Below are 20,941 nucleotides of genomic sequence, written 5' to 3' on the forward strand. Positions count from 1 at the left end.
TCAAGCTCCTGTCTTTATCACATGTATCATTTCCTCTGAGGGTGGCTCATGGAAAATACTGCTGCGAATATTGTTGATATTCATTTTTACCCGCATACAAAAATCCGCATTCGGTTCGTCTTCTAAGCACTGCTCTACATGCTGTAACTCAGCAAAAACCTGCTGCTTTAAGCCTTCAGGTAAAATCTGTTGCTTTTCTTGCACCCAAAAGGCTTGTTCTAAACTGTGTTGTAAGGCAATAAAAGCCTGTTGTAAGTTCACACTGACCTTCGGGTTCTGGACAAATTCAGCCAACCGGCTCAGATTGATGGCCGCACTGGTTTCAATTAATGCTAAATTCATGGCCTGTTTGAGCTGCTCGGATTGAACCAGCTTGGTATTCAATACCCCTATACGGTCAAGCATACTGCGTAAATGAATCCGAAACTGAACCCCATAAGGAATAAACAAGGCCTCACGCATGGCACGGTAATGCAACGCCAAAATTCGACTAGCACTGGTTTCTGGCGACATGGCTCGAATAAAATAAATAGCAAAAATCGAGATAATTGGACCCACACCCCCTGCCAAAGCGGTATCAATCAGTAAGACTGCATCAGTGCTATAACGATTTTGCAAATTTAAACTCATGATGAAGTTAATCAACATCGGTAATGCCAAACCCATTAAAGGTGGATTCGGCAACATGCTCAGCAAGTACAACGACAGAGGCGCCAGTACAAATGCCAACTGCCAGAATTCATGCACTTCGGGCATAATCACAAAGGCATAGAACATAGTAATGATTGCCGCATAAACTGAACCACGAATAAACAAGCGCAACGCAGGTACAGGGTTGTCTAAGCCTGACAAAATACACACCGTGACTGCGGTCAACTGCGCCATCATATAGCCCGCATGCCAACCACTATAAATCCAGAGCAAAAATGAAATAATCGTGGCAATCACTGCGGCGACAGCACTTCGTACCGCCACACCATGATCTCGATGCAAACTCGGGTACGAGGTAGTTAAAGTGACAATCTGTTCTGGAATACGTTTATTGCCTTGCTGGATCAAATCCCATAAACACTTAATGGTCACTACATTTTCTACAAAATGGCGAATGTCCATTTTCAAAGCATGCAAAATGATCTGTTGTTCAGCCGTCGCCAATTCCGATAACGCAGTAAAATCTTGCTCAAAATTGTTAGGTAATTGTTTTAGTTGATCAACTTGCACATGTTGCTGTGCGCGTAAAAACTGTAATACATGCTCATGCAGCACTGGTAAAACTTGCCGATAACGGATATCTATTTGATCTAGCTGTGCAACCCGTTCAGACATAGCCACCAGATTAGCCACAGTCATGCTGACTTGGTGCAATAATTCTTGCAGTGACTTGGTCATGCCTTGTAGGGCGCCACGTTCATAACTTAAATGTACCGCCAAGCCATGAATATCTGAGGTATCACGGGTAATTGCTGCCAACAGTTGGGTATAACGATTGCTGTGTTCTGGATCGGTTAAAATGCTGCGAAACACTTGGCGGGTATCATCCAATGTCTTTTGCACTCGCTTTTGCACTAGCGCACCTAAATGCACTGGAAACAAGGTGCTCGATACCACCGCACTACATAACACAGCGACTGAGATTTCCAAAATTCGCCCCAAAGCCATATCAAACACGCTATGGGTACTAATGCTATTGATTGAGCTACACACCACCATGACCGTGGTATAACCGGCCAACATAAAGACATAGCTACGCGGCGTACGGTCCAATAAAGAGAGATACAGGCATAGCCCCACCCACCCTGCTAGAACCAGTGTAAAAAAGATAGGAAGATCAATAAATTGTGGCGTCAGCACAATGGCAACAATCCCACCGATCAACGTCCCCAAAATGCGGTAGACCGCCTTAGAGGACACCATCCCTGCATAGGGATGTGCCACAATAATCACCGTGCCTGCTGCCCACATGGGATAGGTCAGGTCGAGTGAAAATGCAATAAAAAGCGCCAATAACATCGCTACAAAGGTTTTAACGGCAAAAACCATATCCATGCGACTAGGACGAAAGGCCAAAATTGGCTTAATTAACAACATCACCCCATCCTGTAGACGAAGTTAAATAGATCATCTTTTTCAAAGTCACACCAAGGTCGACAATATCAATATGCAAGCTCTGTCCCATCCGCTGAATTGCGGTAACAGAAGATATTCAAAAATGAGAGGGCAGCTTTTAACGTGAGGAAAACGTCATAGCCGCAATTCAAGCGTAAATTTTGAACAGAAAAATTTACAGTGAGAAGTTCAATCCTATTATTTTCATAATAATTACGGTAAAAGTCAAATAAAATATCTTATTGTGATAATTTGATTTATTATTTATAAGCTTATTGGCATTAAATTTAATCAAATTATCGATGATCGTTTAATTTAAAATCTGCCATCGTTTTATGACAAAAGCTCTGCATGACCAACAACAATTTGTTATAACATCACTTTAAATGTCTTTTTCTTTTTGACGTTGTGGCTTCTTCTTATGACACTTTCTAGTTTTGGTAAAATTCTCACCGTTTTAGACCTGTTTTCAGTGTCTCGCCCAATCATTAATGTCGATATCATTAGTGAAGAACTTGGCCTTTCTAAACCAACCAGCTATCGCTATTTAAAAGAATTGGTTTCTGCTGAACTGTTACAGCGCCTAAGTGGGACATCTGGCGACTATACGCTTGGCTCAAAAATTGCCGTTTTAGATTATATTTCGCATAAATCTAATCCATTGATTCAAATCAGTATTCCGTTCATGAAAGAAATTGCTGAACGAACAGAATTTTGCTGTCTATTGACGCATTTAAATCATGATTCTTGTATCGACTTACATCATGAAGTCACCAAAGGGGTAACTTTATTGTCCTACGGTCGAGGCTGCCCTCGCCCAGTCTATGTAGGGTCATCTCCAAAAACCATTATTTCACACTTACCCAAACAAGGTATTTTAGATTATTACCAACGTTTTTCGACCCAATTGGCGGAAGTTGGATTTGCTCAGAATGACCAAGAATTTCTGAATAAAATGAAAAAAATCAAGAAACAAGGCTATTATTTCTCAAATGGTGAAGTCGATCCAAACGTATCAGGGCTGTCTGTTCCAATCAAATTTTCCAGTAAAGAACCCCCTTTGGCGTTAACCGTACTCGGCTCCAGAAAACGTTTTGAATTTGTCAACTTAGACAAACTCATTGAAGTCTTACATAGCAATGCTGCCTTGATTGAACAACAATTTCTTGCTTTATCGACGACACCAACTGAAATGTAAGTTGTGTCACGTATACAAGAATTGAACAAATTGATTTAGCTTTTCTGGTTGATAAAGCCAATATATTCTCATAATATGATTATAGTTCTTCAGCGGCTTTATGTTTCCATGACATATTGCATGCGTGATTCTCCTCAGAGTTAAAAAGCTCAAGCAGTGTCTTGGGCTTTTTAATGTGTGGAGTATTTTAGATTGCTGTTTTTAATTTTCAGGCATAAAAAAAACTCCATATTTGGAGTTTTTTTTATGCGATCAATTAAGGCTGCTTTAAATACGGCCATGCCGCTTTTAAATAAATGAACATTGACCATAAAGTCAGCCCAACTGCCGTGTACAGCAGTAAATAAGCCAGCGTTTCTAAAGGTTGCCAGTTGAGTAAAAACACTGAAATTGCAATCATTTGAAAAGCTGTTTTGTATTTACCGACGGTAGAAACGGCCACATTGGTCCGCGCCCCAAGCTCTGCCATCCACTCTCTTAATGCAGAGACCGTAATCTCACGCGAAATAATCACAATTGCCGCAAAAGCCATTGAAATTGACGGCTGCCATTGCACCAAGACAATTAATGCCGCTGCAACCATGAGCTTATCTGCCACAGGATCAAGGAAACGACCAAAGGCAGACGTCTGATTTAAAGTTCTTGCCAAATAACCATCAAACCAATCTGTCACCGCAGCAAGGACAAAAATCGCAGTCAAAATAAGATGCCGTGTTAAGCCCCCATCATGTCCTGCAACCCCAATGGCGGGTGGCCAATAGGCAATTAATAAAAATACAGGAATCAAGGCGATACGCGCCAAGGTCAAGATATTTGGAATATTCAGGATTCGACCTGCTGTCATAGACACCGCCAACTTTTCCCCTTTATGAGCGATGACTTTAATGGTTCAAACGAACACATTTAACTCATCGTATTTAGCGCCACTTTATACGAATTGAGGTACAGTGTCACTAGGCAAACACGGTAACTGTCTGCCTTGAAATCGCAATTAAACGATTTTTTGCATCCCACAAATGCGCATATTCCGTGGCATAGCCTTCCGCAGCGTAGTCAGTAAATACTTTATATTTAAACCAATCATGTAAATTTTGCTGTAATGGATTGACATAAGTCACATGCCATGTCAAAGAACTGGCAGGTGCAAACGTCTTAAATAGCGGAAAAACCCCTGGTGGCCAGATATCAAAAAGCGTCATTAGGTCGGCAACCTCAAAAGGCCGATCACTATGCTTTTCAGGATGAAACCGACACCAACCCCCAAAGTCACTTTGTTCACTGCCAGTACATGGTATTTCACCTTCAGCCCAACGCACATCAAACTGCTGATAACACTGTGGAAACTGGGCATTCAACTGCATATCTTGTAAATGCTGGGGTGCCATATAATTTGGCGCCATGCGTTCTTGGCGCACATGAATTTCAGAAGATCGGGCAGCACCAAAACTGGCAATTAAAATACTTTGTACGGCATCGTCTTGCCATAAGCGGACTTCAATGGTGGTCACGGACTTACCCTGACGTAAAATCTCGGCGGTCAGCCGTGCTGCGCCTTGTTGTACAGGTCCAACAAAAGTGACACTGGTACTCAATAACCGTTTAGAACTATCCGCAATGCTCACCAATGCCTTTTGCATCATCAGGCCCGCAACCACGCCACCGTAAATTGTTCGGCCCTGTAACCAGCCGGTCGGTATTTCAATCCATTCATTCTGCTCAAGTGCTTGATACACAGCTAACAGTGTCATGCCTGTCTCTTATTTTATTCTTTAGCAAAGATTGTTCACCATGTACTCGCATTTGTGAATACCATATGACTCACGCGTCACTGAGCGTTTCTGCTATTTACTCACAGTGATTCATGCAAAATTTTATAAATGGTACGCGCCATGACTTCCCCCAAACCAGGCACGAGCATGATTTCATTTTCCGAAGCTTTCAGCACCCCTTGAATACCCCCAAAATGCGTCAGTAAGTCACGACGACGTTTCGGTCCAAGCCCAGGAATCACTTCTAAAATGGAGGAACCCCGCTTCTTATCTCGTTTGGCACGATGCTTGGTAATGGCAAAACGATGCGCTTCATCACGTACTTGCTGAATTAAATGTAAAGCCTTGTGATCTTCGGGCAATTGGATTTTAGTGCCATCGGTGAAATGTAGGGTTTCCAATCCAGGTTTACGCCCCTCACCTTTCGATACCCCCACCATAAAAGCATCTAGCTCTAAGTCTTGCATCACTTGCATTGCCATATGCAATTGACCTTTACCGCCATCAATCAAGAGTAAATCAGGCAGCATGGCTTTTTTATAACGGCGAGTCAGCGCTTGGCGCATCGCTGCATAATCATCGCCTTCGGTAATATCCTGAATCGAGAACTGACGATAATCGCGTTTTCGCGCGCCTCCTGCATCGAACACCACACAAGAAGCAACCGTAGCTTCACCCATGGTATGGGAAATATCAAAGCATTCAATCCGATCAACAGGACGCCCGACCACCTGCTCGAGTTGATGAAAACGCTCATTAAGTTCTAAATGATTGGCCAATTTGCCTTTAATGGCGTGTTGCACATTCATCTGTGCCAACTCTAACCATTCTGCACGCGTTTCACGCACATTATGTTTAATCTGGATTTTTTGTTCAAAATGCTGCTGTAAAGCCTGTTCCAATTCTTTTCGATTGGGAATTTCGACATTCACAATCAATTCATTCGGCACTTCATCCGCCACCTGAAAATAGAAGTTGGCCATAAATTCCGACAGCATTTCACTTAGATCATCACCCAACATATCAGGGAAATAAGCTTTTCCGCCTAGCATTTTGCCATTACGGACATGCATAATTTGTACGCAGGTCACGCCCGCCTGAAAGGCAATTGCCAGAATATCGGCTTCGCCCTTAATTTTATAAATGGCTTGCTGCGCCTGTACATCACGTAATAAGGCCATACGATCACGATAAAACACCGCTTTCTCAAACTCTAACGCTTCAGCCGCGGCTTCCATTTTCTGAATCAATTCCTGATTCAGCTCTTTGGTATCACCTTTTAAGAAGCGAATGGAGTTATTCACGTCTTCCTCATAATCATCAGGACTGATCAAGCCGACACACGGTGCAGAACAGCGTTTAATCTGATACTGCAAACACGGACGCTTACGCTGTGAAAAATAGCTATTTTCACACTGCCGTACATTGAACAGTTTCTGAAGCACCAACAGCGTATCACGTGCATTATATGCACTCGGATAAGGTCCAAAAAACTTGCCGATTTGATGTTTTCCTTTCCCGCGTCCACTGGCTATGCGCGGATAAGGTTTGTCTGCTGAAATAAAGATATAGACATACGATTTATCATCGCGCAGCATAATATTGTACGGCGGACGATGCAGTTTAATCAGATTTTGCTCGAGCAGAAGTGCTTCGGTTTCAGAACGAACCACCAAAGTTTCAATATCATAAATCCGTGCCACCAGCGCCTGAGTTTTAGGATGCTCAATGGTTTTCACAAAATAACTCGACACCCGATTCTTCAGATTTTTGGCTTTGCCGACGTACAGTAACTCCCCCTCTTTGCCCAACATCCGATACACCCCGGGCAAGGTGGTCATATTGGCCAGAATCTTTTCGATATGTTCGCGGGCGTTTTCGTTCACAGTGCGTTAAAACCTTGGAAAGTTATTCAATGATGTGGATGTGCAAAGAGGCTTTTTCAAGCCAGTCAATCAAATCGTTTGATCGACAATCTTATTCTGGTGAATTTAAAGCGATACAGCGGGCTTTAAAGTTAAAAATCTCAAGTCGGCTCTACAGCTTGAGGTTGTGGCATCACTTGTCCATACAGATCCATGTGCTCATCTCCCCAAGCTTTGAGCGCCAATAAAATCTCACGTAAGCTCATACCTAAAGGCGTCAAGCTATATTCCACTTTTGGCGGAACTTGCGGATAAACTTCACGATGAATAATTCCATCCTCTTCCAACTCACGCAGTTGATTGGTCAGCATGCGTTGGGTGACATTGGGAATTCGTTTACGAATTTCACCAAAACGTAAGGTATGCTCGGTCAACAAATGCCATAGAATGATACTTTTCCACTTGCCATCTAAAATACCGATTGCAGCCTCAACTGCACAGCCTGGACTGCAATTAAAGCGAGAGTGCTTTGCTTTACTCATTTCAATAGTATCCTTTTCTACACTATATGCAGAATTTAACCGTATATACCAAATTTAAAACGACGTTAAGATTTTAATCATAAACCCAATTTGAGATTAAAAATATGAAAGCTGTTGGATATTTACAGGCAGGTACTGCCGAACAATTACAAGATATTGAACTCCCAACGCCCACTCCAAAAAACCGCGAAGTCTTGGTGGCAGTTAAAGCCGTTTCGGTGAATCCCGTCGATTGTAAGATCCGAACCCGCGTTTCACCCGAACAAGGACAATATAAAGTTTTGGGTTGGGATGCCGCAGGTGAAGTGGTCGACGTTGGTCCAGAAGTAGAACACTTTAAAGTGGGCGATCAGGTCTGGTATGCAGGCGACTTAACCAAAGCCGGCACCAATGCCGAATTTCATGTGGTCGATGAACGAATTATCAGTTTAAAACCGCAGAATCTATCCTTTGCTGAAGCGGCAGCATTGCCACTCACTGCCATTACCGCTTGGGAAATGTTGTTCGACCGTCTACAAGTGCAACAGCATGATCACCCTCATGAATCCATTTTGATTATTGGCGGTGCAGGAGGTGTCGGCTCTATGGCCATTCAACTGCTCAAAGCCAAAACCCAATTGCAAGTGATTGCCACGGCATCTCGTCCTGAAACACAGGCATGGGTGAAACAATTGGGTGCGGACATCGTACTTGACCATCGTCAATCCTTGGTCGAGCAACTACAGGCACAAAATATAACGGCACCACGTTACGTATTTTCCACCACGCACACAGGCAGTTATCTTAGCCAGATTGCTGAACTGATTGCGCCACAAGGTCGGTTTGGTCTAATTGATGATCCTGAACAGTTAGATATTAATCTGTTTAAACGTAAATCAATTGCAGTACATTGGGAGTTTATGTTTACCCGCTCTATGTTCCAAACGCCTGACATGACAGCACAATCCCATCTTCTGCAACAGGCCGCGCAACTGATTGAAACAGGGAAAATTAAAACCACCTTGAATCAGGTCGTGGGCAGTATCAATGCGGAGAATATCCGTCAAGCCCACCATGCGATTGAATCAGAACGGACTCAAGGCAAACTGGTGCTTGAAGGTTTTTAAATGCTAAAAAGCCCGCTGTCTAACTGATGAAAGCGGGCTTTTTTACGATTCAACCAGAGACCAATTTAACTGATCGACTGCTGCGCCTGTTGCAAAGCTTGTGTAAAAGCCTGTTTATCTTTAGGTGAAATTAAGATGAATTTGGCTTTACCCTCTTTTTGATAATCAATTCGAAGACGATCCAAAGAAAGTGCAGGTGAAGAAACTGAATTACTACTAGGACTAATTTTCTGGATGGTAGACAATGGAATTTTCCAGGTCAAAAACATACTGCTAACGACCAATTGCTCTGCGTCAATCCGATATTGTGTGCTCCATACAGGCCACCACAGCACCGCTATGGTCAACACATAAATCAAAGTATGCACAGGATATTGTGCCATGCTTCCTTTGGCATACATGGTCAATAACAATTGAAGCAATAAGCCCGTCATCGCAATGATAAAACCGAGAATCCACCAATCTTTTTTTGAACGAAATTTTTGCATATTCTCCCCCATTTGCTCTTATCTTACACAAAAAATAGCAAACTGTAAGAGCAAGTACTCACGACTTTCAGACCTAAAAAAACGTCCCGCAGGACGTTCTGGTTTAGCAAGGCTTAGAATACGTAAGGACGGACAAAGATCAGGAAAAAAATACCTAACATCAGGAACCATTTTAAAAAATAGTACAATTTACGATTGGTTTTCTTTAAGGCTTTGGCCTTTAACCGACCTTGATAAACTGTTCCAAAAACCTTATTCAAACCACCCGTTTGATCCCCTGTTTCATTGGGTGAACTGGCGGCCGTCATGACATTTTGACCGAACCAACGATTAAACTTTTGCATCAACCGCGTCTCTAAGGGACGTTCAACATCGGCAAAGAAAATAATGCGGTTTTGTTCCGTTTTATTCTCGGCATAGTGAATATACGTTTCATCAAACACGACGCTTTCACCGTCACGCCATGAATAACGTTGCCCATCAACATCAATAAAACAGCGATCATCATTTGGGGTGATTAATCCTAAATGATAACGTAGTGAACCTGCATAAGGATCTCGATGACGCACCAAACGGCTATCAGGTGCCAGTTCGGTAAACATTGCAGCTTTAATGCTAGGTAAAGTCTTTAATAATTCGGTAGTTTTGGGGCATAGTTCGGCAGCGGACGGATGCGCAGAGTCATACCATTTTAAATAAAAACGCTTCCAACCTGTTTTAAAAAATGAGTTAAAACCGAGGTCATCATAACTACTCGATGCTTTGATACCACCGCGCTCATACAATGCTTGGGCTTCATCTCGAATCATTTCCCAATTTTCATCCAAAATTTTCAAATCATGAAAATATTGGGTTTCAATATACGGCTGATTCGGCACCTTGGAAAAGAGGTACATTAAAAAGTTGATGGGCGCCAATAAGGTCGAATGGTCAAAAAATTGACGGTAAAAAGAATGACGCACTTTACCGCGATTTTGGATATACAACGCAGAAATCACAAAAATCGCCAAGATAATCCACTTAATCATACAGCACTCGTTTCATTGCTTCTGATGGTCACGTCTTACAACGTGACCATGGGGCTAGACCTTAATTTTGGCAAAATTTTATCAAATTTAATGCACAAGTTCATGCCAGTATCCGATCAATGCCATCCGAACAGTCTCCCCAACACATTATCGAATAAAGCTTAAAGTCGCCAATTTGTCTGCTGCAACTTGGTTATAGATGAAACAGCCTCGCTCCAAACTGGCAATCGCGAGTTTAGAATTTCTGAGTTGTTCTGGATTATCTTGATAAACACCATAGGCAATGCTGTCTTGTTCAAACTGCATTTGATTCTTTGCTGTCCATTCACTGGCACTATTCAAATTGGCAGCATAAACCTGATCATTAAATTGTACTTTGCTTAAACCTGAAATTTCCTGTCCCGTCACACTGCTAAAAACAGCGCTCCAATTTAAGCGATCTGCCCACTGCCCTGTAGCATGTTCTACACCGAGCTTAGGCCACTGTTTTTGTGCCAAACTGGCGGTCAACTGATTTTGCGCTTGCGCCTGAGCAAAGGTTTGTGTTTCTGCACGATCAGTTTGAAAGCTAAAATAAGATTGATTATTTTTCGTGGAGATCAAACGGTAACAGGTACTGCCTTGTGGGAATTTTTCTGCACCATGTGAAGCTAAAAAGATTCGTGCATTGGCATACGGACTTTGCGTATCAAAACGTAAGTCGCGATAGCCCGGCATCACCGTATCAAAGACGTTTTTTCCACTTAACGCGACCTTTTCGAATTTCCAGTCTGTTTTCAAATCGGCAATTAGATTTAAAGTCCAGTGTGACATTGAATGCACATCAATGTCAGCTTGATAGCGCTGAGATGGCTCATACACTGCTTGTTGAGTCACAATATATTGATTCAATGGCTGACGACTGTCAGCGGTGACAATTTTTCTATTTTGCAATTCAAAATGGGAAGCAGTGAACGCATCACCTTTATCATCAAAATAATACTGGATACGATAATATTTGGTGCCGTTGGCAGTATCCGCGGGTGCAGGTTTGAAGTTGCTAGCACCATCGCCACCCCCTCCACAAGCACTGAGCAACAATGCGATTAAAGGCAACAGCAATAAATGTTTATTTTTTAAAGTCATGATATTTTCTTTTTTGAATGATTGTTAAAATAAAACCCGCACAAATTTTAACTTTTCTTAATAGATAATCAAGTCCTATAAAATAAAGTCCTCTTCTTTATCATTAGTGGAAACTTCCAAAATACAATTGACTTTTTTGACACAGATTGCATAGTGATGGATGGTGGTTTTTCATTCGCCATCAAACACAACAAAAGCATAAGCAGTACAATTTTTGTATAAAAAACAGATGCATCTTATTGAACAATTTTAAGTACGGTTTTCACTTCAATAATTTTTGCTGTAAATGAAATTAAAATTGATGACCATTGCGTCACTGCTTGATACAACTTGTTATGTTCTTTTTGGATATAGTTATCGTAAGATTAGCGAAGCATTTTCGTGCGCAGAACAAGCGAACACGCTTCAAAACATCAACTTAGAAGTCCTCCAAAATAAAGGAGATCAGGCATGATCCACGCTGGCAATGCCATTACCGTCCAAATGCTTTCGGACGGAATTGCAGAATTCCGCTTTGACTTACAAGGTGAGTCGGTCAACAAATTTAACCGTGCAACGATTGAAGATTTTAAAGCTGCTATTGCTGCTGTAAAAGCAGATAGCTCAGTAAAAGGCTTGGTCGTTACTTCAGGTAAATCTACATTCATCGTTGGTGCAGACATCACAGAATTTGGTGAAAACTTCGCGCAAGGTGAACAAGCGATTATCGACTGGGCAATGCCTGTACATGACATCTTCAACAGCTTTGAAGATTTAGACATTCCTAAAGTTGCTGCAATCAATGGTATGGCATTGGGCGGTGGTTTTGAAATGTGTTTAGTCTGTGACTACCGTGTCATGTCTGAACAAGCTCAAGTCGGCTTACCAGAAATCAAATTGGGAATCTTCCCAGGTTTCGGTGGTACAGTTCGTTTAAGCCGCGTCATTGGTATCGACAATGCAGTTGAATGGATGGCGATGGCTGCGCCGAAAAAACCTGCTGCTGCGCTCAAAGATGGCGCGGTTGATGCGGTTGTAACGGCTGACAAACTCCAAGATGCTGCAATTGACTTGGTGAAACAAGCCCTTGCAGGTCGTGTAGACTGGAAAGCAAAACGTCAGGAAAAAATTGACCCAGTCAAGTTGAACCAACTTGAACAAATGATGGCGTTCAACTCGGCGAAAGGTGCGGTTCTTGCAAAAGCAAATCCTGCGCAATACCCTGCGCCTAAACTTCTACTTGACTCATTACAAGCAGGTGCAAGCCTTCCACGTAATGAAGCATTAAAAGCAGAAGCAGCGGGTTTTGCCAAAGCTGCCATTACACCACAAGCAGGTGCATTGATCGGTTTATTCATCAATGACCAAGTGGTGAAGAAAACTTCGAAAAAATATGAAAAAGGTGCGCATCCTGTCAACCAAGCGGCTGTATTGGGCGCAGGTATCATGGGTGGTGGTATTGCTTACCAAGCGGCAAGCAAAGGCACACCAATCATCATGAAGGATATTGGTAATCCGCAACTTGCTTTGGGTATGAAAGAAGCCAATGGCTTACTGACCAAACAAGTTGAACGTAAGAAAATGAAACCTGCTCAAATGGGTGAAACGCTTGCGCGCATCCGTCCAACTTTAAGCTATGACGAGTTTAAAGAAGTGGACATCGTGATTGAAGCGGTGACTGAAAATCCAAAAGTAAAAGGCATTGTACTTGCTGAAACTGAGAAAAATGTTCGTGACAACACGATCATTGCTTCAAATACGTCTACAATTTCAATCACACGTTTGGCTGAAAACCTACAACGTCCTGAAAACTTCGTGGGTATGCACTTCTTTAACCCAGTACACATGATGCCATTGGTCGAAGTGATCCGTGGTGAAAAGACATCTGCTGAAGCGATTGCAACCACAGTTGTTCTTGCTCAGAAAATGGGTAAAACACCAATCGTGGTGAATGACTGCCCAGGCTTCTTGGTTAACCGCGTATTGTTCCCTTACTTTGGTGCATTCGACCTTCTGCTTAAAGATGGTGCGGACTTCCAACAAGTCGACAAAGTGATGGAAAAATTCGGCTGGCCTATGGGTCCTGCTTACTTGATCGACGTGGTCGGTATCGACACGGGCGTTCACGGTGCAGAAGTCATGGCGGAAGGTTTCCCTGACCGCATGAAGCCAGACTTCAAAGGCTCAATCGAAATCATGTACGAAAACAAACGTTTGGGTCAAAAGAACGACGTTGGTTTCTACAAATACGAACTTGACCGTAAAGGCAAAAAAGCCAAAGTGGTTGATCCAACGGCGTATGAGCTGGTTGCTTCTGTTGCGACTGCCGAAAAACATGAGTTTGATGCTCAAGAAATCATTGACCGTATGATGCTGGCTTTCTGTAACGAAACTGTTCGTTGCCTAGAAGACAACATCGTGGCGACTGCTTCTGAAGCAGACATGGCGATGATTATGGGTGTAGGTTTCCCTCCATTCCGTGGTGGTCCATGCCGTTACATCGACCAAACAGGTGTTGCTGAATACGTTGCACTTTGCAACAAATATGCACACTTAGGTAAGGCTTATGAAGCGCCACAAATGTTGCGTGACATGGCTGCTAACAACAAAAAATTCTACGGTTAAGGAGCAACGTGAATGGCTACTTTAAATCCACGTGACGTTGTCATCGTTGATGGCGTACGTTCAGCAATGGGTAAAACCAAAAACGGTATGTTCCGCAATGTGCGTGCCGACAGCTTATCTGCTGAATTGGTTCGTGCACTCGTTGCTCGTAACCAGTTTGATACCAATGAAGTTGAAGACCTGATCTGGGGCTGTGTAAACCAGACTCTAGAGCAAGGGATGAACATTGGCCGTAACATTGGCTTATTGGCTGATCTTCCAAAAACTGTGGCAGGTCAAACGGTAAACCGTCTTTGCGGTTCTTCTATGCAAGCGCTGCACACGGCTGCTGCTCAGATTGCAACCAACCAAGGTGATATCTTCATCATCGGTGGTGTAGAGCACATGGGTCACGTCGGCATGATGCACGGCATCGATCTGAATCCTGAAGCATCTAAGCACTACGCTAAAGCATCTAACATGATGGGCTTAACTGCTGAAATGTTAGGTCGTATGAATGGTATCTCTCGTGAAGAACAAGATGCGTTTGGTGTGGAATCTCACCGTCGTGCTTGGGCTGCAACGCAAGAAGGTCGTTTTAAAAACGAAATCGTGGGTGTTGAAGGTCACGATGCAAATGGCTTTAAAATCCTTTGCGACATCGACGAAGTAATTCGTCCCGATGCAAACCTTGAAGCATTCAAAGCATTACGCCCTGTATTCGATCCTAAAGGTGGTTCAGTAACAGCAGCAACATCTTCAGCTTTGTCTGATGGTGCGTCTGCAATGTTATTGATGTCTGCTGAACGTGCTCTTGCTTTAGGTCTTAAGCCACGTGCTGTGATTCGCTCTATGGCGGTTGCAGGTTGTGATGCTGCGATTATGGGTTATGGTCCAGTGCCTGCAACTCAAAAAGCGTTGAAACGTGCTGGTTTAACGATGGCAGATATCCAAACTATCGAGTTAAACGAAGCATTTGCGGCTCAAGGCTTATCCGTCATGAAAGGCTTAGGCGTATATGACAAGCAAGACATCATTAACTTAAATGGTGGTGCGATTGCGTTGGGTCACCCATTGGGTTGTTCTGGTGCACGTATTACAACAACATTGTTGAACGTGATGGAACAGCAAGATACGCAAATTGGTCTTGCAACCATGTGTATCGGTTTGGGTCAAGGTATCGCGACCATTATCGAACGTGTTTAATACACTAATTTGATGTATAAAAATCCTCGCTTTGGCGGGGATTTTTTATTGCATAACATGAAGTCTCTATCTTTTATTGAAAAGCTTAAAATTCAAAAACACGATCTAGACAGAACAATACACAGCAAATTATGATCACCACTCCAATCAATAATAAGGTTTTAATAATGTTTAAAAATATGGCAGCAGATTTAATGGGAACCAGTGATATCGGTAAGATTATTGAACCTCAAGATTATGACAAAACAGATATTGATGACTATATTTTCCATGAAGATAACGAAAAAATTTTCTTTTTAATTAAAGCAAAAACAGATGAATATTGTTTCACTAACACTGCATTTATTCATCTTGATGGTACAAGTGCAGTCAGCAAAAAACGAACGCTACATCGCTATCCATATAAATATCATCAGATTAGTCGAGTCTTACTTGAAACTGCTGGCACGGTTGATCGAGATGTAGAAGTAAAGTTCCAACTGGGCGGAACAAGCTATTCCATTGATATTGAAAAATCCCAAATTGATAAAGTCCGAGATTTATACAAAGCATTATTTAGTATTGGCGAAGCATGCAAAGAAATTGAACGTCAAACATCGACGCTCATGCAAACACAGCAAGCCGTGAATACTATGTTTTCTCTGCGTGAGCTGCCTGAACAAGTTGTACTTAACTTACCCGATATTATTTGCCAAACAACACTGCAAGTTGAGGAAAACCTGATTAAACGCCGTAAACAAATTGAGAACTATGATTTTTCAACAATTTTTGAACGCTATATCAAGCAATAGAAAGATTCTTTAGCTTAAAGAAGCTTAGGCATTGATGATAAGACATCACTAACTTAAATGGTGGTGCGATTGGGCTTGCGACCATGTGTATCGGTTTGGGGCAAGGTATCGTGACCACTATCGAACGTGTTAAATACACTAATTTGATGTATAAAAATTCTCGCTTTGGCGGGGATTTTTTATTATGGTTCTCTCAAGATTTTATAAATATTAATTTTAAAGCTTAACAATAAAGTGAGCAGGAGAACTTGATGTTTTCATCACCAGTAAAAACGATCATCAGTGCAAGCATCATAGCGACACTTTTCACAGGCTGCGCCACCAAAACCCTGATGACCAAAGACAATAAAACCTATACCCGTTCCAACAAAGTCACTTTAGTCGAAGACCAAGTGGTGGCATTTGGCAAACCTGCCCAAGTACTCAGTACGCTACCCGCCAATAGTCTAGTGATTGCAGGGCAAAAAAATAGCTACATCTTGACCCAAGGCGGAACTCAGTTTGTCTCGCTGATCACTAAACTAGACCCGAAAAATATTCAAATGACCAAAGAACTCAGTTTCTATTCAGAGAAAAATGATGGTCATTTCACAGGTACACTGCCACTGTCTTATGTCAAACTCAAAGAAGACATCAGTAAAAAAGACCTCGAATTCTTTATCGAAAATGGCGCAAAAGAGTGTTCAACTTATAGTGATGAACGCATGAAGGCGCAACGCTTCTGTTTCGACGTTGCTTTGGCTGGTGTGGTCTACCCTGCCGCCAATAATCTCAATACTTTGAAACCGTTGAGTAAGCCTTATCAAGTCAGCATTTATACCTATCAAGAGGAAAGCTACAAATCAAAATCAGGACTCAATCCTTTTGAAAAACTGGTGTTACTGCCTTTTGCTGTAGCGATTGATGTCGTCAGCCTGCCATTCCAAGCAGCCGAAAAAATCTTTGATTAATGTTATGAACAACGAGAAGTCCAAACTCAATGGATGGACTTCTAGAACCAGTGCCAACTGCTAAGCCAGTAACTCTGCCATCAACCATGCCATGTATTTTTCTTGATCCATAAAATCGGGGGCATTGCCCGTATCCAAACTGTAATACTGCCGATTAAACTCAATCACAATTTGTTCGGTATGGTGCCAATCTTCAATTAAACGGAAATATTGGCTAAAGAAGAAACGGTTTTTACCCCAGTTACTCAGACTTTCCAGTTTGGGATAGGCTTTATTTTGTAAAAATTCGACATACACCTGTTGAATATCATCAAAGACCTGAATGGTTTTCATTGCTGTACCTGCTTTAAATCTGATGCGTGAATGTGCTCAACAGTTCTAACTTAACGCAATCGTTTTAAAGTTATATGACACCAACTCAGTGCTTATTCATCTTTCTGTTCAAGTGCTTGTTGATTTTGCTGCTGGATCTGTTGCATCTGTGCATTCAGTTTTAATACGTCCTGATACAGCGTATTAAATTGTTTTAAGGCCGCAGCATCATAAAACATGAAGGTATTATTTTTACTCTGCCAGCGGTTATTCTTTAACACCAAGAAAATTTGATCGGCTTTTTCAAGTACTTGTTTTTCAATTTCAAATAATGCTAAAGCCTCATTCTGCTTTTTACTCTCCCGCAAATTTTCTGCCAGTTGATGCCGATAACGCGATTGAATCGGCAGTTGTTTCGCTTGCTCTAAGGCATTTTGTTGTGCTTGTTCAATCTTGACCTGATACTCTGTCGCCAAGGCATGTGCTTGCTGCAACATTAAATCCGTTTCTTGATAATTCTGTTTTTTATCCTTGTTCAAGCGGTCAATATTTAAAAATTCATCCCAATGTATCTCTTTTAACTCACGCAAATAAGCATTCCGTGCTTCAGCACTTTGAATCATCTGGCTCAAAACAAAACTGGCCATTACTTTATAATCACCCTGTAAGCGTGCATCGGTCACATCGACGTTTATGGGCTTGTTCCAGTCTTTGGCTTGGGCGTAAATTAAATCGGTTTTTTCGTACAGCACCTTTTGATATTGTTCGAGTTGAGTCGTTTCTTTTTGTTGCTCGTAGTATTGATAAAATAATCCACCAAACACGACAGTTGTCGCTAATCCTAAAATCAGAAAAATACGTGGCATAGTTCGCTCCGATTCCCCGTTGTATCTATCATAACAAACATCAGAACATGCTGAATATTTCAGCATTTTTTTACATTTTAAAAAATATACGCTGCTGTAAATTCAGCCAAATTAACAATGGGTTACGGTCAAAATCCTGAACGTTTTATTTTGTATTTGGTGCGCGTGGTAATTGTGTATTTGGTTGATTACCCTGCATAAAATTATAATCGACTTGTCCAATGGAAATTTGTTCACGCACAATCTGGACATTTTTCGCATTCCGATCAATACCAAAAGGTTGCAACATAATATACAACCCCTCAGTCGGGTCAGATGACTGTAAACCCGCGGCAATATTTAACACATGCTCGCGCAATAACGGGGGTAATGAATCTAGATCGGGTATTGCAGCAGGCGCTAAAACATCTAGATTGTGAACGAGGGTCGGATTAACCACAAAAGACTGGGTATCATCCTGTAATTGCATCATCCGATGCTGTAACGCTTTACGAATATTTTCATCCTGCTGATAAGGAATGAGGCCTGATTCTGCGCGAAGTTCTGACTCTGCCATGACTTTAAATGTCGGTAAGCTCACGATTTCACCGTTGGCTCGAACATCCATCGATATGAGGACCCAAATAAAAGAAAGTGCAGGAAGATATTTCAAAAAATTCATAAAACCATCCAAAAATTAGAGATATAAGCAGGATAATTCGATACATAGCCCCAAGCATATTGTATATTTTTTCAGCTACATCCAGTTTGCTTGTCAGATAAACGGTCAATTGTGGATGAAAGTGCACGATGCCCATTGCATTCAACACAACGTTTTTTTTCATCTCATTTGCTTTAAATTCCAGGAATCATCCCCATCATTTTCTGAATTGCTATTGTTACTTTTTAGAGAAATTACATGCGTGTTGATATCTGGTCCGATGTCGTTTGCCCATTTTGCTATATCGGAAAAAAACGTTTAGAAGCTGCAGCGGAGCAAGCGGGCATAGAACTGGAAGTGCATTGGCACAGTTTTGAACTTGATCCAGATGCTCCAGCACGCCAAGAAATTTCAAATTCTGAACGTCTAGCACAAAAATATGGTCGCACACTTGCCGAAGTCGAAGACATGCAACGCAATATTGCAGCGATGGCAGCAGCAGAAGGTATTGAGTTTAATTGGGAAAATGCCAATTCTGGCAATACCTTTAATGCACACCGTATTATCCACTTGGCGCAAAGCAAAGGCTTGGGTTCTGATGCCAAGGAAGCATTCTTTTATAGCTATATGACCCAAGGTTTGCCGATTGGTGAACGTGAAACCATTGAAGACGTTGCTGCGCGTATTGGACTGAACCCTGTCGAAGTCGATGATGTACTCAATTCAGATGAATATGCAGACTTTGTCAAATTCGATCAGGAAGTCGCACGCGATCAACTCAAAGTCACAGGTGTACCTTTCTTTGTGTTTGATCAACGCGTTGCTTTAGCTGGTGCACAACCCCGCGAAGTCTTCTTACAAGTCTTAGAGAAAGCCATTGAAACAGCAGATGATGCCGATACAGCACCTGAAGTAAATCAATGTGATGTGGATGGACAATGTAATCCTGTCTCAGAACAACCGAAATAAGTCTTCCGTAATTTAACTGCTTCGGTTTTCAAACCACCTCCTAAGTGCAAACTTCGGAGGTTTTTTCTGCCGCAAATAAAAGTGCTCCCCTAAAAAGCAGGTACAACCGAATCCATACGTAGTACACATTTTCATTAACAATCAAAACAATTCGCTTGCATAAAGTCAGCCTTGACTACACAGGAACATGACAGTTCTTACATAACATGGGGATAGGCTAGAACAGTACAGTTACTCATCCAACTTTTGGCGAGGTTTATATGAACCATCAAGCGACTCTAGATCAAACGATTGACTCACCTGCTACACAAGATTTTTCCCGTACCCGATCAACCCAAACAAAAAAGAAATCTCGTGTTTCGCCTGCTTTTGCAGGTGCTGTGATGGGTGCAATTGCGGGGCGTTTTCTTCCTAAACTTAGCCCTTTTTCGGGTGCAGTCATCGGGATTATGAGTGCAAAAATGTATCAAAAGCACCAGTCTAAACACCGTTAAATGTTTTATTTTTCACTATTTTTTTCACGACCACAAGATTGTCTTAATAGCTAAGGCAATCTTAGAGCAATAACTATATTACATTGATTTAAAACAATAATTTAACTGAGCATTCATCTTTTTCGGGCTGAAATACACCCCATTTTGATCATTTTTTGATACCATTCATTTGCTTATTTTTTCTCCCTATCCATTTTGGATATTCTCTCTGTTATCAAGGTGATTTTTATGTCAATCATGAAATCTATTTTGGCTATTGCCGCGTTTGCTATTTCTGCTCAAGTTTCTGCACAAGTCGTTTATGTACCCAATTTCCCAGTGAAAAAAGAGGTGAAAGCACAAACTTCAACTGCAACACCAACTGAACAGATTGCTCAAGATGCATCTGCACCAGCAAAAGATGCTGCCTAAGACTCAGTTTTTCGTATGCTAAAAAACAGCCCGATTAAGGGCTGTTTTTTATTGTTGAGCGATGCATAAATGTCTAAAACAAAAAGTAAAAATGTTGAAACGATCTGCCTTTTTCAACAACTGGCGTTGTTGTGATTCGGTTAAAATGAATTGTTACGAATAATTTTTAATCAAAACTTTTAAATAAATGTCATATTCACCTAAAAATGCGTCAAAGATGACAAAAATTTTCATGTTTTTTTCTGATAAATCCATATAATCAAGTGATCTAGAGGCATTAATCGAGGAATTTGATTTTATGTACATGCAAGATATTCAAGCACTGATTCAAGGAACAGTTCCCCCTCAAGCAATTAATTTGGATGAATTGATTGCCATGGCAGAACGCTATCCTCAACACACATCTACAGAATATAAATTGTTAGAAATAGCAGCCAATATTGTTTTGGCAAGTTATTTGGAAAAGGCTCAACAGCATCTATAAAGACCATC

The 20,941-nt window shown here is 41.6% G+C and carries 21 protein-coding genes and 1 pseudogene; 11 read left to right on the forward strand and 11 right to left on the reverse strand.

The window, feature by feature from the left end; translation table 11 throughout:
* Positions 1-2,088 carry an FUSC family protein gene (locus DCO44_RS01120; RefSeq protein WP_165815667.1) on the reverse strand — a complete coding sequence of 696 codons (2,088 nt, stop codon included), beginning with the start codon at positions 2,086-2,088 and terminating at the stop codon, positions 1-3.
* Between the two features lie 439 nt (positions 2,089-2,527).
* Between DCO44_RS01120 and DCO44_RS01125 the strand changes: the two genes are divergently transcribed.
* Positions 2,528-3,304, forward strand: coding sequence for an IclR family transcriptional regulator (locus tag DCO44_RS01125; protein ID WP_116758783.1), 777 nt, complete (start codon positions 2,528-2,530; stop codon positions 3,302-3,304).
* 256 nt (positions 3,305-3,560) lie between these two features.
* Here the strand turns inward: DCO44_RS01125 and pgsA are convergent, their stop codons facing one another.
* The 4 genes from pgsA to DCO44_RS01145 all read right to left on the reverse strand — a co-directional run bounded on the left by pgsA (position 3,561) and on the right by DCO44_RS01145 (position 7,480).
* Positions 3,561-4,148: a CDP-diacylglycerol--glycerol-3-phosphate 3-phosphatidyltransferase gene (gene pgsA, locus DCO44_RS01130; RefSeq protein ID WP_116758784.1), complete on the reverse strand. Its 588-nt coding sequence runs from the start codon at positions 4,146-4,148 to the stop codon at positions 3,561-3,563.
* A 109-nt stretch (positions 4,149-4,257) separates the two neighbouring features.
* On the reverse strand, positions 4,258-5,052 hold the full coding sequence (locus DCO44_RS01135) for a thioesterase family protein (protein ID WP_116758785.1): 795 nt from the start codon (positions 5,050-5,052) through the stop codon (positions 4,258-4,260).
* Positions 5,053-5,153: 101 nt separating this feature from the next.
* Positions 5,154-6,959: an excinuclease ABC subunit UvrC gene (gene uvrC / locus DCO44_RS01140; protein WP_116758786.1), complete on the reverse strand. Its 1,806-nt coding sequence runs from the start codon at positions 6,957-6,959 to the stop codon at positions 5,154-5,156.
* Between the two features lie 140 nt (positions 6,960-7,099).
* Complete coding sequence (locus tag DCO44_RS01145) at positions 7,100-7,480, reverse strand: winged helix-turn-helix transcriptional regulator (protein WP_116758787.1); 381 nt, start codon at positions 7,478-7,480, stop codon at positions 7,100-7,102.
* A gap of 104 nt (positions 7,481-7,584) precedes the next feature.
* Here DCO44_RS01145 and DCO44_RS01150 point away from each other — a divergent pair, with 104 nt between their 5' ends.
* The gene (locus DCO44_RS01150; RefSeq protein ID WP_116758788.1) at positions 7,585-8,586 is read left to right on the forward strand and encodes a zinc-binding alcohol dehydrogenase family protein; all 1,002 of its coding nucleotides are present in this window, start codon (positions 7,585-7,587) and stop codon (positions 8,584-8,586) included.
* A 65-nt stretch (positions 8,587-8,651) separates the two neighbouring features.
* Here the strand turns inward: DCO44_RS01150 and DCO44_RS01155 are convergent, their stop codons facing one another.
* The 3 genes from DCO44_RS01155 to DCO44_RS01165 form a co-directional block, all read right to left on the reverse strand.
* On the reverse strand, positions 8,652-9,074 hold the full coding sequence (locus tag DCO44_RS01155) for a PH domain-containing protein (RefSeq protein WP_116758789.1): 423 nt from the start codon (positions 9,072-9,074) through the stop codon (positions 8,652-8,654).
* Between the two features lie 113 nt (positions 9,075-9,187).
* Positions 9,188-10,102, reverse strand: coding sequence for a lipid A hydroxylase LpxO (lpxO, locus tag DCO44_RS01160; RefSeq protein ID WP_116758790.1), 915 nt, complete (start codon positions 10,100-10,102; stop codon positions 9,188-9,190).
* A gap of 147 nt (positions 10,103-10,249) precedes the next feature.
* A complete protein-coding gene (locus DCO44_RS01165) occupies positions 10,250-11,227 on the reverse strand; it encodes a hypothetical protein (protein ID WP_116758791.1) in 978 nt (325 codons plus the stop codon).
* A gap of 450 nt (positions 11,228-11,677) precedes the next feature.
* On the opposite strand from DCO44_RS01165, the gene fadB reads away from it, so the two are divergent.
* The 5 genes and pseudogenes from fadB (at position 11,678) to DCO44_RS01185 (ending at position 16,757) form a co-directional block, all read left to right on the forward strand.
* Positions 11,678-13,831 (forward strand): fatty acid oxidation complex subunit alpha FadB, encoded by a 2,154-nt coding sequence (fadB, locus tag DCO44_RS01170; protein WP_116758792.1) that lies wholly within the window; start codon positions 11,678-11,680, stop codon positions 13,829-13,831.
* A 12-nt stretch (positions 13,832-13,843) separates the two neighbouring features.
* Complete coding sequence (gene fadA, locus DCO44_RS01175; RefSeq protein WP_116758793.1) at positions 13,844-15,016, forward strand: acetyl-CoA C-acyltransferase FadA; 1,173 nt, start codon at positions 13,844-13,846, stop codon at positions 15,014-15,016.
* Between the two features lie 167 nt (positions 15,017-15,183).
* Positions 15,184-15,807: a PH domain-containing protein gene (locus tag DCO44_RS01180; protein ID WP_116758794.1), complete on the forward strand. Its 624-nt coding sequence runs from the start codon at positions 15,184-15,186 to the stop codon at positions 15,805-15,807.
* A 41-nt stretch (positions 15,808-15,848) separates the two neighbouring features.
* Positions 15,849-15,938 (forward strand): annotated as a pseudogene (locus DCO44_RS16975) (hypothetical protein); the annotation flags it as partial.
* 120 nt (positions 15,939-16,058) lie between these two features.
* Positions 16,059-16,757, forward strand: a complete 699-nt coding sequence (locus DCO44_RS01185) for a hypothetical protein (RefSeq protein ID WP_116758795.1) — start codon at positions 16,059-16,061, stop codon at positions 16,755-16,757.
* 60 nt (positions 16,758-16,817) lie between these two features.
* Here DCO44_RS01185 and DCO44_RS01190 read toward each other — a convergent pair whose 3' ends face one another.
* From DCO44_RS01190 to DCO44_RS01200, 3 genes are all read right to left on the reverse strand, one after another.
* The gene (locus tag DCO44_RS01190; RefSeq protein ID WP_116758796.1) at positions 16,818-17,090 is read right to left on the reverse strand and encodes a hypothetical protein; all 273 of its coding nucleotides are present in this window, start codon (positions 17,088-17,090) and stop codon (positions 16,818-16,820) included.
* 92 nt (positions 17,091-17,182) lie between these two features.
* A complete protein-coding gene (locus tag DCO44_RS01195) occupies positions 17,183-17,935 on the reverse strand; it encodes a hypothetical protein (protein WP_116758797.1) in 753 nt (250 codons plus the stop codon).
* A gap of 145 nt (positions 17,936-18,080) precedes the next feature.
* Entirely contained in the window at positions 18,081-18,596 is a 516-nt protein-coding gene (locus DCO44_RS01200; protein WP_116758798.1) for a hypothetical protein, read from the reverse strand.
* Between the two features lie 237 nt (positions 18,597-18,833).
* Here DCO44_RS01200 and DCO44_RS01205 point away from each other — a divergent pair, with 237 nt between their 5' ends.
* From DCO44_RS01205 to DCO44_RS01220, 4 genes are all read left to right on the forward strand, one after another.
* Positions 18,834-19,544, forward strand: coding sequence for a DsbA family oxidoreductase (locus tag DCO44_RS01205; protein ID WP_116758799.1), 711 nt, complete (start codon positions 18,834-18,836; stop codon positions 19,542-19,544).
* Between the two features lie 260 nt (positions 19,545-19,804).
* On the forward strand, positions 19,805-20,038 hold the full coding sequence (locus DCO44_RS01210) for a hypothetical protein (protein ID WP_228157487.1): 234 nt from the start codon (positions 19,805-19,807) through the stop codon (positions 20,036-20,038).
* A 228-nt stretch (positions 20,039-20,266) separates the two neighbouring features.
* A complete protein-coding gene (locus DCO44_RS01215; RefSeq protein ID WP_116758800.1) occupies positions 20,267-20,449 on the forward strand; it encodes a hypothetical protein in 183 nt (60 codons plus the stop codon).
* Between the two features lie 304 nt (positions 20,450-20,753).
* Positions 20,754-20,933, forward strand: a complete 180-nt coding sequence (locus tag DCO44_RS01220) for a hypothetical protein (protein WP_116758830.1) — start codon at positions 20,754-20,756, stop codon at positions 20,931-20,933.
* The last annotated feature ends 8 nt before the right edge of the window (positions 20,934-20,941 follow it).

Source organism: Acinetobacter sp. AM (assembly GCF_003105055.1).
Classification (GTDB): Bacteria; Pseudomonadota; Gammaproteobacteria; order Pseudomonadales; family Moraxellaceae; genus Acinetobacter; species Acinetobacter tibetensis.

Bases quoted from the DNA above. Each gene is read 5' to 3' on its own strand.
- DCO44_RS01185 (WP_116758795.1), top strand. From the start codon at position 16,059: ATGTTTTCATCACCAGTAAAAACGATCATCAGTGCAAGCATCATAGCG.
- DCO44_RS01215 (WP_116758800.1), top strand. From the start codon at position 20,267: ATGTCAATCATGAAATCTATTTTGGCTATTGCCGCGTTTGCTATTTCT.
- pgsA (WP_116758784.1), bottom strand. From the start codon at position 4,148: ATGACAGCAGGTCGAATCCTGAATATTCCAAATATCTTGACCTTGGCG.
- DCO44_RS01145 (WP_116758787.1), bottom strand. From the start codon at position 7,480: ATGAGTAAAGCAAAGCACTCTCGCTTTAATTGCAGTCCAGGCTGTGCA.
- DCO44_RS01210 (WP_228157487.1), top strand. From the start codon at position 19,805: ATGAACCATCAAGCGACTCTAGATCAAACGATTGACTCACCTGCTACA.
- DCO44_RS01200 (WP_116758798.1), bottom strand. From the start codon at position 18,596: ATGAATTTTTTGAAATATCTTCCTGCACTTTCTTTTATTTGGGTCCTC.
- DCO44_RS01125 (WP_116758783.1), top strand. From the start codon at position 2,528: ATGACACTTTCTAGTTTTGGTAAAATTCTCACCGTTTTAGACCTGTTT.
- fadB (WP_116758792.1), top strand. From the start codon at position 11,678: ATGATCCACGCTGGCAATGCCATTACCGTCCAAATGCTTTCGGACGGA.
- DCO44_RS01165 (WP_116758791.1), bottom strand. From the start codon at position 11,227: ATGACTTTAAAAAATAAACATTTATTGCTGTTGCCTTTAATCGCATTG.
- DCO44_RS01195 (WP_116758797.1), bottom strand. From the start codon at position 17,935: ATGCCACGTATTTTTCTGATTTTAGGATTAGCGACAACTGTCGTGTTT.
- DCO44_RS01150 (WP_116758788.1), top strand. From the start codon at position 7,585: ATGAAAGCTGTTGGATATTTACAGGCAGGTACTGCCGAACAATTACAA.
- DCO44_RS01135 (WP_116758785.1), bottom strand. From the start codon at position 5,052: ATGACACTGTTAGCTGTGTATCAAGCACTTGAGCAGAATGAATGGATT.
- DCO44_RS01205 (WP_116758799.1), top strand. From the start codon at position 18,834: ATGCGTGTTGATATCTGGTCCGATGTCGTTTGCCCATTTTGCTATATC.
- DCO44_RS01220 (WP_116758830.1), top strand. From the start codon at position 20,754: ATGCAAGATATTCAAGCACTGATTCAAGGAACAGTTCCCCCTCAAGCA.
- DCO44_RS01120 (WP_165815667.1), bottom strand. From the start codon at position 2,088: ATGTTGTTAATTAAGCCAATTTTGGCCTTTCGTCCTAGTCGCATGGAT.
- lpxO (WP_116758790.1), bottom strand. From the start codon at position 10,102: ATGATTAAGTGGATTATCTTGGCGATTTTTGTGATTTCTGCGTTGTAT.
- DCO44_RS01155 (WP_116758789.1), bottom strand. From the start codon at position 9,074: ATGCAAAAATTTCGTTCAAAAAAAGATTGGTGGATTCTCGGTTTTATC.
- DCO44_RS01190 (WP_116758796.1), bottom strand. From the start codon at position 17,090: ATGAAAACCATTCAGGTCTTTGATGATATTCAACAGGTGTATGTCGAA.
- DCO44_RS01180 (WP_116758794.1), top strand. From the start codon at position 15,184: ATGTTTAAAAATATGGCAGCAGATTTAATGGGAACCAGTGATATCGGT.
- fadA (WP_116758793.1), top strand. From the start codon at position 13,844: ATGGCTACTTTAAATCCACGTGACGTTGTCATCGTTGATGGCGTACGT.